The organism is Pseudoalteromonas sp. MB41 (assembly GCF_020966275.1).
Lineage (GTDB): Bacteria > Pseudomonadota > Gammaproteobacteria > Enterobacterales > Alteromonadaceae > Pseudoalteromonas > Pseudoalteromonas lipolytica.
Genome location: NZ_JAJJZF010000013.1, coordinates 105,677 through 116,821, shown reverse-complemented (window position 1 = coordinate 116,821; position 11,145 = coordinate 105,677). Strand labels below are relative to the sequence as shown.

Here is an 11,145-nt window from a genome sequence, read left to right as displayed (position 1 = left end):
CCATTCTTCAAAGGTTACCGTCCACAGTTCTACTTCCGTACAACTGACGTAACAGGTGACGTACAGTTACCAGACGGCGTTGAAATGGTAATGCCTGGTGATAACATCAAGATGACTGTAGAGCTAATCGCTCCAATCGCGATGGACGAAGGTTTACGCTTCGCTATCCGTGAAGGTGGCCGTACAGTTGGTGCTGGTGTTGTTGCAACTATCGTTGAGTAATCAACTATAGTGATGCATTAAGCATTCAAGAAAAACCCGAGCTTAGTCTCGGGTTTTTTTATGGATGAGAAAATAGAGATTAGATATTAGAAGTTAGATATTAGAAGTCAGTTACCGAGCGGGGGTTACTTACTGGTGTGATTAAACATCAAAAAGTTTGCTTGAGGTTAACGTGGCTTTATTTTGTTCTCGCTACTCGCTACTCGCTACTCGCTACTCGCTACTCGCTACTCGCTACTCGCTACTCGCTACTCGCTACTCGCTACTCGCTACTCGCTACTCGCTACTCGCCATTATTAACCACCTTAAAACAGTGCTTCTTTTTTTTGGCTGTTAATCAGTTGTTTAATATTTTCGTCATTAAAAGTCACTTATTCAGTCATAAATACTTCCTACCATAAGCTCGCTAATTATCCATGTGCAGCTTAATTAGTCGCATACAATTCTTAAAATAACGTACTAACGGAACGTAACGATGAAAATGAATAAAATTGCCTCAGCAATTGGCTTTACGTTGGCATTGTCAGCGACGGCAAATGCCGGTGTGTTACCAGATAGTCAAAAACAAAATGAGTGGTACAGTGCCGCTGAAGCTAAATTAATCAAGAAAGAACAGGTAGCTCAGTCAGAACAGGCATTTAAAGCGAAGAATGTGATCTTATTTGTGGGTGATGGTATGGGGGTGTCGACACTTACTGCATCACGCATCATGGCAGGTCAAATGAGCGGTAAGTCTGGCGAAGAAGGTTTTTTAAGTTTTGAAGAGTTCCCTTACTCTGCGCAAATTAAGACTTACAACGTGGATGCACAAACTCCTGATTCAGCGGGGACGATGACGGCGATTATCTCGGGAGTTAAGACCGACGTTGGCGTGATTGGTGTTAATGAAAATATTGAGCGTGGCAAGTGTGCGACAGTTGCTGGCAATGAATTAATCACCGCGACTGAACTGGCTGAAATTAAAGGCTTAGCAACGGGGGTAATATCAACAGCACGAATCACACACGCGACACCTGCTGCAACTTATGCAAAATCGGCGGATCGTAACTGGGAAGATATTTCTGATATGCCGGCTGATGCCGTTGAAGCTGGTTGTGAAGATATTGCATCTCAACTTGTTAACTTTGAGAAGAACTTAGAGTCACGTTTTGTCGGTACTGACGTGGATGGTTTAGAGGTTGTGATGGGCGGTGGTCGTCGTCACTTTTTACCGAAAGATGCGGCATTCAATTCAGCTGATGCTGTTAGTGAAGTCGAAGGGGACCGCACAGACGAGCGAGACCTAACTGCAGAATGGAAAACACTCTATCCAGAGGGTCAGTATGTCACGGATCAAGCTGGTTTCGATTCACTAAATGCAGATACAAAACGCGTGTTTGCACTATTTAATGAGTCACACATGCAGTATGAAGCAGACCGTAGTAACGATATTGCGGGCGAGCCTTCATTATCACAAATGACCTCTAAAGCTATCGACATTCTTAAAAATAATGATAAAGGATTTTTCTTAACGGTTGAGTCAGGACGTATTGACCATGCTCACCATGCGGGAAATGCTTACAACGCATTAAACGACACCGTTGAATTTGCAAAAGCAGTGCAAGCGGCTGTTGAAAACACTAACCCAGAAGAAACGCTTATTTTAGTCACCGCAGATCACAGTCATGTATTTACCATTGCGGGTTACCCAAAACGCGGTAATCCAATACTGGGTCAAGTGGTTGCCGTTGGTAAAGAAGTGCCGACTCTAGCTGCAGACGGTATGCCGTATACAACAGTCGGGTATGCAAATGGTTTAGGCTTTCGTGATTTAGGCGATGAGACTGATGCAGATGCGTCATATAACGACGCTGCATTTGCTGGCCGTGTTGACTTAACGGGTGTTGATACAACGACCCCAGGTTACCACCAAGAAGCCACTGTGCCATTAAGTTCTGAGACGCATGCGGGCGAAGACATTTCATTGCATGCAAAAGGTCCAGGTGCGCAGTTAGCGCAAGGCGTTGTGGAGCAAAATGTAATTTTCCACATCATAAATCAAGCTCTAGAACTAATTGAAGAATAATGGCGATGACAATGAAAAAACTAAATTTAATTTCTCTTGCTGTAGTAGTGGCATTAGCGGGTTGTTCTGATGATGATGACAAAGGCCCAATTGAAACAATCACAGTTGAAAACACCTTAGCTGTCGGGTCTGAGCAGTGTGTGAATGGTGGTACAGAAACCGTATCGGGTGAAGATACAAACCGCAATGGTGAGCTAGACTCAGCAGAAATCACAGAGACAACGGTTGCGTGTAATGACCCAGCCACATCACTGACCGCACAGCAGCTTGCGCCACTGACAAGCAATGATTGGTTTAAAGCCGCAAAAGTTAAGATGGCGGCAAGCGAAGAGAGCATCGCTGGGGTTGCTAAAGAGTCAGGGAAAGCGAAAAACGTTATTCTATTTGTGGGTGATGGTATGGGGATTTCTACCGTGACAGCGGCACGCATTATGGCGGGTCAGCTTGAAGGCAAGCTGGGCGAAGAGCATCAACTGAGTTTTGAAGCGATGCCGTTTTCTGGTTTTGCAAAAACATACAACGTTGACGCACAAACGCCGGATTCTGCGGGTACGATGACAGCAATGGCATCTGGTGTTAAAACAGATGCAGGTGTTATCGGCGTTGATGAAGATATCGAACGTGGTAACTGTGCGACGGTTGCGGGTAATGAGCTGGTAACAGCAACAGAGCTTGCTGAAATGGCAGGCAAATCGACCGGGATTGTATCAACAGCGCGAATCACACACGCCACACCTGCTGCCACCTATGCAAAATCGGCTGACCGTAACTGGGAAGATGTATCTGATATGCCAGAAGCGGCTGTCGCTGCGGGATGTGAAGATATCGCCTCGCAACTCGTTAACTTCGAAGCAAACCTTGAAGCACGTTATGCGGGATTAGATGTTGATGGCTTAGAAGTCGTGTTGGGCGGTGGTCGTCGTCACTTCTTACCTAAAGATGCCGCGTTTAACTCTGCGGACGCTGTAAGCAGTGTTGAAGGTGACCGTACGGATGGTCGCGACCTAACTGCTGAGTGGAAAGCGAAATACCCAGCGGGTCAATATGTTATGGACCAAGCAAGTTTTAATGCTGTGAATGCAGACACAACTGAGCGTTTATTTGGTTTATTCAATGAATCACATATGCAGTATGAAGCCGATCGCGCTAACGATATTGCTGGTGAGCCTTCATTATCTGAAATGACCGCAAAAGCAATTGACGTGCTTGATAACAATGACAAAGGTTTCTTCTTAACCGTTGAAGCGGGTCGTATTGACCATGCTCACCATGCGGGCAATGCGTACAACGCATTAAGTGATACGGGTGAGCTTTCAAAGGCTGTTCAAGTTGCATTGGATAAAACCAGCATTGAAGATACTTTGATCATTGTTACGGCTGACCACAGCCATGTGTTCACGATTGCAGGTTATCCAAAACGTGGTAACCCAATTTTAGGTAAAGTCGTGCCTGTGGGGAGTGATGAGCCATCACTCGCAGCGGATAATATGCCATACACTACTGTAGGATACACTAATGGCGGTGGCTTTCGTGACTTAGGTGATGAAACTGATGCGGATGCGGGCTATAACTTTGCACCCGTGACTGGGCGTGTTGATCTCACCGATGTTGATACAACTACACCGGGTTTCCATCAAGAAGCGGTGGTACCGCTTAGCTCTGAAACACATGCAGCAGAAGATGTTGGTGTGTATGCAGTAGGCCCAGGAGCCCATTTAGTTACTGGTACGAATGAGCAAAGCCTTATTTTCCATGTGATGGATTATGCCGCTGACCTTGTGAAACAAGCTGATGCTAAATTAGCCCAATAAATGTTAGCAGAGAGCCCTTAGGGGCTCTCCTTACATCGAATACAACACCTTTAAAAGAAAAGAGACTCCCGTGAAAGCTGCGATATTAATTGCTTCATTACTTAGCCCACTTGCTGTTGCAGGTCAGTGCGATACAAACACCGGTTATGCGAAAGCAAACTATACTGTCACAACCGATACTGTTGCTAACAAACAGCACACAGAAAACGCCTTTACGCTTTGGCGTACGCCTCATCAAGTGGCTAAGCAAAACCCACAATTTGTCGAGTTGTGGCAACAGTTACGTAATCAGCAAATGCGACCAATCCGATACTTTCAACACGCACAGCGTGGTATTGAATATCAGCCTTCTGAGGTTCAGGGCGAACAGGATTGGAGTGCCAAATATCAGTTGGTAAGTAATGCACTGCTCGAAAAAATGACTTTAAAAAACAGTGCAGGCGAAGGTTGTGAGCTGACTGAACATTATCAATACCAGCAAGCAGAGACAAAAATAGAGTTAACGTGGCTTGCTAATCAGCAGCTGGTTAAAGAAATGCGTATTTCATCGCCTTCTTATAGTCGCACAGTTGCTTTAACTACGGTTGAGCACAATAAAGACGCGGTAACAGCACAATTTGCTAAGTGGGATAACTTTCAAACGACAGATTATGCCGACATTGGTGACAATGAAAGCGACCCCTTTTTAGCCAAGATGATTAATTTAGGGTTTGTAGAGCATGGCGCGACTGGTTTTTATGATGCGCAAGGTAATCAATTGCAAAGTGAGCATCAGCACCATCATTAACATGCCTTGCTAAACGTTGCCGCTGAATGTATTAAAGCGGCACACCCTTACAGCACGTCTATGGCTGTGCGATTTATCATTTAAAGTACACAGTTCAATAAGCACCAGCCCTTGGTTTTTTGTTATCAGTCCCAAGGTATAGGGTATACGCTAACGAAGGAGCAGACGAATGACAAAACATGTGGTTGTAACGGGTGCCAATAAAGGTATTGGTCTTAATTTCTGTAAGCACTATTTAACGCTAGGAAACCGTGTTACGGCGGTTGTTCGCACGCCAAGTGAAGAGCTAAAAGCGCTCGATGTGAAAATAATCAGTGATATTGATGTCGCTAATCCAGACGATGTAACAACACTTGCCAATCATCTTCATGGCGACAAAATAGATATTTTGATCAACAACGCGGGTATTTTTCATAACGAAACCCTCGATGAGATGGATTTTGCTGCAATTGAAAAGCAAATAAGTGTTAATGCCATCGCGCCTGTTCGTATTACTCACGCGTTATTACAAAACTTAGGGATTGATGCCAAAGTAGCGATGATTACATCACGAATGGGCTCAATCGCTGATAACGGCTCGGGAGGTTATATAGGCTATCGTATGTCAAAAGCCGCACTCAATGCTGCGGGAGTGAGTTTGGCTCATGAGCTTAAAGATAAGCAGATAGCCGTTGGGCTATTTCATCCCGGGTTTGTACAAACAGAGATGGTAAATTTTGCAGGTGATATCAGCCCAGAGACAGCCGCTGAACGTTTAATAAAGCGCATCGATGAGCTAAACCTTGATAATAGTGGTGGTTTTTGGCACTCAAATGGTGAAACCTTACCTTGGTAAAGAGTGAGAAAATAAGTCATTAACAGTAAAGCAGTTAGCAATAAAAAAGCGGTTAACTGCTGATAACTTTCGCTAATTTTTGCTCTTTTTGTTTGCTATACTTCTACAATGACAGCCATATTGATGTAGAGAACAGCACATGGAACTAGAGCAAAATAGCGATTTAACCCTTCCCCTTTTTTATTTCGATGAGCATCTCAATAGTCGTGACATTGAGTCGCCTGATTTACTTTTACACGTCACATTAGATGAAAATCTCCTTACTCAGCTTTGCCAGAACCCTGCTGTTGATAGTAGTGTGGCTATTGCCTTAACTGATTATCGACTCGAAGCATTGGCTGAACAATATCAGTCACTGATAAAGGGTGAGCACCATGCTCAGCTAACCCTTGTTCGTGGGCCACTATTAAGTGCAATGCTCAGCGCTGAGGGCGACAGCAGTTTTGTATCGCCTCAAGTCGATATGATGCCAACCTTTGACTTAGGTGATGACCTAGAGGATAGCGAGGAAGAAGGATGAAAAAAACCTTCACGACACTATTAGGCTTAATCTTATTAAGTGGTTGCGCTTATTTAGGGGCAGCGCACTATGATGAGCTATTTGGTAAAGAGCAACCTCAACAGCGTGTTGTTGCAGCATCAACCCCACAAGGTGCTGAGTTTCTGGCAGATGTAAAGCCAGTGCTTGATAGTCGCTGTGTGGTGTGTCATGGCTGTTATGATGCGCCGTGTCAATTGAAGTTATCCTCGGTTGAGGGCATCGACAGAGGCCTCAGTAAAGAACGTGTTTACGATGGAACGCGCTTGCTGGCCCAAGAGCCTAGCCGATTGCTGTTTGACGCACTCGATACCACTGAGTGGCGAGAAAAAGGTTTTACACCGGTGCTTAATGAGCGTGTGCAAACTGAAGAGGCGAATTTGGCTGCCAGTGTCCTTTACAATGCGTTAGTGCTTAAACAAAGTAGCCCGCTTCCGACACAAGCAATCTTAGGTGATGAGTTTGATTTTAGTCTCGATCGTGAGCAAACATGTACAACCATGAATGAGTTCGATGCGTTTGCAAAGGACAACCCGCACAGTGGGATGCCATATGGTTTGCCGGGTATTTCAAGTGAAGAATTTCAGCGTTTAGCAAAATGGTTAAAGCAAGGGGGCTATCTGGCACATATTGAGCCGCCAGAAAAAAACGTACTTAAACAAGTTGAGCGCTGGGAAGCGTTTTTAAACCAAGAGGGTTTAAAGCATCAACTTGCAGCTCGGTATATTTATGAGCACTGGTATTTAGCCCATATTTATTTCCCCGAACAGGGAGATAAACACAGCTACTTTAAACTCGTTCGCTCATCAACCCCACCGGGCCAAGACGTTAAAGTGATTAGTACGCGTCGTCCTTACGAAGATCCCAAGGTATCTCGGGTTTATTATCGTTTGATGCATGACCGTTCAACTATTTTGGCAAAAACACACCTGCCGCTTGCTCTTAATGATGAAAAACTTGCGCGTTTGCACGCTCAATTCATCGAAACAGAGTATCAGGTTGATAAGCTGCCAAGCTATAAACCGGATGTTGCTTCAAATCCATTTAAAGCATTTGCGGCCATCCCGGTAAATTCTCGTTATCAGTTTATGCTTGATGAAGCTGAACTGATCATTATGGGGTTTATTAAAGGCCCTGTATGTCGTGGTCAAATAGCCCTTAATGTTATTAACGATCAATTTTGGGTTGCCTTTGCAAAACCTGAAATGGCAGCAACCCCTAAGGTGGGTGAACTGTTATTACAGCATGAAGATGCACTGGCATTGCCCGCTGAAGAAGAAAGTAACGCACTGCCTATTTCAAGCTGGGTGAAATACTCAAAGAGTCAAAATAAGTATCTCTCTGCTAAAGTGGCTTTGGCCAACAAAATGTTCGCCAATGGCCAGCACTTAACCACCGATTTACTGTGGCGTGGCGATGGTCATAATCAAAATGCGGCACTCACCGTTTTTCGTCATTTTGATAGTGCAACCGTGGTTAAAGGCTGGATAGGCCAACAGCCTAAAACTGCATGGGTGCTTGATTATGCTTTGTTTGAGCGCATTCACTACTTGCTGGTGGCTGGCTTTGATGTGTATGGCAATATAGGCCATCAATTATTAACGCGTTTATACATGGACTTTTTACGCTTAGAGGGTGAGGGCAATTACTTAGCGTTACTGCCAGAGAACAAACGAGAAGAAATCAAAGCCCAATGGTATCGTAAATCACCGCCAAGTCTCACGAGCTTTTTTGAAGATGAACTGTCCTTTAGTCAGCCATCGGGCATTGAATATAAAACCACAGACCCACAGGCAGAGTTATTCAACATCCTTAAAGCAAAGTTAAAGCCTATATTGAGTACGCGTTATGATTACACGCAAGTGCCAGAGCCTCTCTCGCAGATTAATGAGTTACCGGTAAAAGCGATTAACTTATTGCCACAAATTTCATTTGTGTTAGTGAAAGAGGGGGCGGATGCGCATAAGGCATACACCATTATTCACCATAATGCTCATTATAATATTTCGAGCTTATTGAACGAAGAAGGTCAGCGTGCCTATGATGAAGATACCGTGACGATTGTGCCTGGTTTTATTGGTGACTACCCCGAAGCGATTTGGTACTTACACAATACTGAGCAAGTTAATGCGTTCGCATCAGGCCTTGCTAAAGTCACTGATGAAGCAGCGTACAGAGACTTGAAAAGTGAGTTTTCCATTCGTCGAACGCACCCGCAGTTTTGGCAATACAGTGATATTTTGCACCACGTTGCCAAGCAATATCGCGGTGTTGAGTTTGGGCTATTTGATTATAATCGGCTCGAAAATAGATAAAGTAATTGATAGTGTTAACCGATAGTTTAAAGCCCACCTAGAGTGGGCTTTATTGTGAAATGTGAACTACAATTATGCTTAAAAATAAATGAGTAATACATGTTGAAGCTAGTTAAGGATATCCGACAACGATATCGGTGGGGGTTATCAGCCATTGCTATTTTGATAACCATCTCTGCTGCCCTAATGCAGACTCTTTTTTATGTGCAAAAAGGGGATGCGAAGGTGATCAACATTGCCGGTAAGCAGCGGATGCTTTCACAAAAAATAGCGCTGCATGGAAATGCCTTGATCTATCAGGATTCAGAGCGTCTAAAAGAGCAACATCGTAGGTTGTTACAGCAGGCTGTAGAACAATTTGTGTCAGGACATCAGTTTTTACTTGAACAAGAAAATGGCGAATTTATTCATTTAAACTCTGCACTCGAAGCGCATTACTTTTCTCCTCCAAACCAACTTGATGCGCATGTTAAGCGCTACATAAGTCAGGCTCAGCAGTTATTAAATAGTCGCACTAACTCCAGCAATATAGACAGTTCTATTTTTGTGAGCGAACAATTAGAGGCGCTGCTAACTAAGTTAGATCAAGCGGTAAAATTACTCGAGCAAGAATCGGTGTATAAAGTCACGATTATCTCGGTACTTGAGGTGGTGTTTTGGCTTGCTGCTATTGTGTTGTTAATCATAGAGCTTATTTTTATTTTTAAACCAATGGAAAAGCTGATTGCAAATACCATTCAGAAATACCAACAACAAAAAGAGTATGCAGAGCGGGTTAATAAAAATAAAGAGCGGTTTATTGCGCGAACAAGTCATGAGTTCAGAACCCCCTTGCAAGGTCTTACCTCGTCGATAGAAGCGCTTGATATTAGCGATAATCAACAACTGACGAAGCAACAAGCCATATACTGCGTTAACCGTTTGGTAGCTATGCTCGATGAGCTACTCGATTTACAACAGCTATCATCAGGCGACTGGCAGCTAAAGCCACATTCAAGCAACTTACTAACCACCTTGAATCAAGCTATTGCGCCTTATAAGTACGCGTGTAACGATAAAAATATTACGCTCAGTGTGAATATGTCTGAGGCATTAGACAAAGACGTGGTGACTGATCACGCAAGGCTACAACAAGTGCTTTCTGAGCTTATCAATAATGCGGTTAAGTTCACCCCTAAACAAGGTCGAATTGCCGTGAATGCGATTTGCAAAGGTCACAAACAGGTAATTCTGGAAGTGCAAGATAATGGCACCGGTTTTGAGCATCCTCCTGCTGAGCTGCTTGACTTTGAGCATGATAGCGAACAGCATTTTCAGGGCTTAAAAACAGGCCTGTTACGGGTTATGCATATTGTAAAAGCACTGAATGGCAAGATTGAGTTTCAAAACGTTCAGCCTCATGGGGTTAAAGTCGTTATTCATTTGGATCTCGAAAATGCCCCCAAATCTGAAATGCCAATGCAGCTACCAACAAACCTGCATTGCTTAATAGTTGAAGATAATCCTCTCAATGCCACAATTTTAGGGCGTATTATTAGTCAGTTTGACTTTAGTTATGACATTGCGAGTAATGGCTTAATTGCGACAAGTATGACAGCTGAAAAAAAATACGATGTGATATTTATGGATTTAAACATGCCAGTTATGGATGGTTTTAAGGCAACAGATATTATCCGCAATGAACAATCGCTATTAACGCCGATACTTGCCGTAACAGCCAACACCTCGAATGAGGACTTGCAACGAATTTATGACTTAGGCGCCGATATGCATGTGTATAAGCCGATTTCAGTCGAGTCAGTGCAAAAAGCCCTCGGCGCATTATTCACAGAGGGCAAACAGGGATAAGTTGTTTAAAATGAAGAGTTAGTGTCTAACTTTTATGTCACCAACGCCGACTTCTACGTCAATGTTGTACTGACCGTTGTCTTGGTAACTTGACTGTGAGCTCACCACTTTACGGTGCGTGTTAGCCTCATTTTTTAAGCCACGAATTTTGGTATCACCAACACCTGACTCTAATTCAATGCGTTTGTAGTCATCAAGTGCACTATCGATCCGCACTGCACCGACACCCAGTTCAATCTCAACCGAATTGCTCAGTTCATTAATCTCAATGTCACCCACACCTAATTCAACATCAATCGCCATTGATTTTGGCATTTTAACTAACCAATTTTGTTGAATGTCATCGTTATCTAATTTCAAACTTAATAGATTAGCGCGTTGAGAGTGGTTCAGTTCGATGTCTGACAAGTCAATCTCTGAGCCAAACCAGCCTTTGTCATTTTTTGGCTCAATACGAATGGTGACGTGTACTTCGCTGCCGTCATAGCTTTGTACTTCTAAGCTGCCCACCGGAAAGTCGATATCAAGCTGACTGGCATTATTAATCGCAAACGTGTGATTGAGTTCACGTGAATCTTTTGCCATTGCTTGTGAGGTTGTCAGTATTAAGCCCACCGCTGCTACACCCAGTAATTTTTTCATTGTATGTTCCTGTTAATGACCTTTTATACCTTAGTCGCAGCGGTGATTAAAAAAGGTTTAAACGGTTTTTAATTTTTTATTG

At 43.6% G+C, this 11,145-nt stretch carries 8 protein-coding genes and 1 pseudogene; 8 read left to right on the top strand and 1 reads right to left on the bottom strand.

All coding sequences use genetic code 11. The annotated features are described in order from the left end of the window. The 8 genes and pseudogenes from LPA49_RS13705 to LPA49_RS13670 all read left to right on the top strand — a co-directional run. Positions 1-222, top strand: a pseudogene (locus LPA49_RS13705) (elongation factor Tu); the annotation flags it as partial. Between the two features lie 475 nt (positions 223-697). Further along, complete coding sequence (locus LPA49_RS13700; RefSeq protein WP_230236833.1) at positions 698-2,287, top strand: alkaline phosphatase; 1,590 nt, start codon at positions 698-700, stop codon at positions 2,285-2,287. A gap of 11 nt (positions 2,288-2,298) precedes the next feature. Next, positions 2,299-4,098 (top strand): alkaline phosphatase, encoded by a 1,800-nt coding sequence (locus LPA49_RS13695; RefSeq protein ID WP_230236830.1) that lies wholly within the window; start codon positions 2,299-2,301, stop codon positions 4,096-4,098. Between the two features lie 70 nt (positions 4,099-4,168). Then, positions 4,169-4,885 (top strand): hypothetical protein, encoded by a 717-nt coding sequence (locus tag LPA49_RS13690; RefSeq protein ID WP_036971545.1) that lies wholly within the window; start codon positions 4,169-4,171, stop codon positions 4,883-4,885. Positions 4,886-5,054: 169 nt separating this feature from the next. Next, the gene (locus LPA49_RS13685; protein WP_036971542.1) at positions 5,055-5,720 is read left to right on the top strand and encodes an SDR family oxidoreductase; all 666 of its coding nucleotides are present in this window, start codon (positions 5,055-5,057) and stop codon (positions 5,718-5,720) included. 139 nt (positions 5,721-5,859) lie between these two features. Further along, the gene (locus LPA49_RS13680) at positions 5,860-6,240 is read left to right on the top strand and encodes a hypothetical protein (RefSeq protein ID WP_036971539.1); all 381 of its coding nucleotides are present in this window, start codon (positions 5,860-5,862) and stop codon (positions 6,238-6,240) included. Next, positions 6,237-8,573: a fatty acid cis/trans isomerase gene (locus tag LPA49_RS13675; RefSeq protein ID WP_065978252.1), complete on the top strand. Its 2,337-nt coding sequence runs from the start codon at positions 6,237-6,239 to the stop codon at positions 8,571-8,573. Before LPA49_RS13680 ends, LPA49_RS13675 begins: the two co-directional genes overlap by 4 nt. A gap of 99 nt (positions 8,574-8,672) precedes the next feature. Next, positions 8,673-10,421: a response regulator gene (locus tag LPA49_RS13670; protein ID WP_118843946.1), complete on the top strand. Its 1,749-nt coding sequence runs from the start codon at positions 8,673-8,675 to the stop codon at positions 10,419-10,421. Positions 10,422-10,439: 18 nt separating this feature from the next. Here LPA49_RS13670 and LPA49_RS13665 read toward each other — a convergent pair whose 3' ends face one another. Further along, entirely contained in the window at positions 10,440-11,063 is a 624-nt protein-coding gene (locus LPA49_RS13665; protein ID WP_230236827.1) for a DUF4097 family beta strand repeat-containing protein, read from the bottom strand. Positions 11,064-11,145 lie beyond the last annotated feature (82 nt).

Excerpts from the sequence above, each read along its gene's own strand:
- LPA49_RS13700 (WP_230236833.1), top strand. The coding sequence starts at position 698 with ATGAAAATGAATAAAATTGCCTCAGCAATTGGCTTTACGTTGGCATTG.
- LPA49_RS13695 (WP_230236830.1), top strand. The coding sequence starts at position 2,299 with ATGAAAAAACTAAATTTAATTTCTCTTGCTGTAGTAGTGGCATTAGCG.
- LPA49_RS13685 (WP_036971542.1), top strand. The coding sequence starts at position 5,055 with ATGACAAAACATGTGGTTGTAACGGGTGCCAATAAAGGTATTGGTCTT.
- LPA49_RS13680 (WP_036971539.1), top strand. The coding sequence starts at position 5,860 with ATGGAACTAGAGCAAAATAGCGATTTAACCCTTCCCCTTTTTTATTTC.
- LPA49_RS13675 (WP_065978252.1), top strand. The coding sequence starts at position 6,237 with ATGAAAAAAACCTTCACGACACTATTAGGCTTAATCTTATTAAGTGGT.
- LPA49_RS13670 (WP_118843946.1), top strand. The coding sequence starts at position 8,673 with ATGTTGAAGCTAGTTAAGGATATCCGACAACGATATCGGTGGGGGTTA.
- LPA49_RS13665 (WP_230236827.1), bottom strand. The coding sequence starts at position 11,063 with ATGAAAAAATTACTGGGTGTAGCAGCGGTGGGCTTAATACTGACAACC.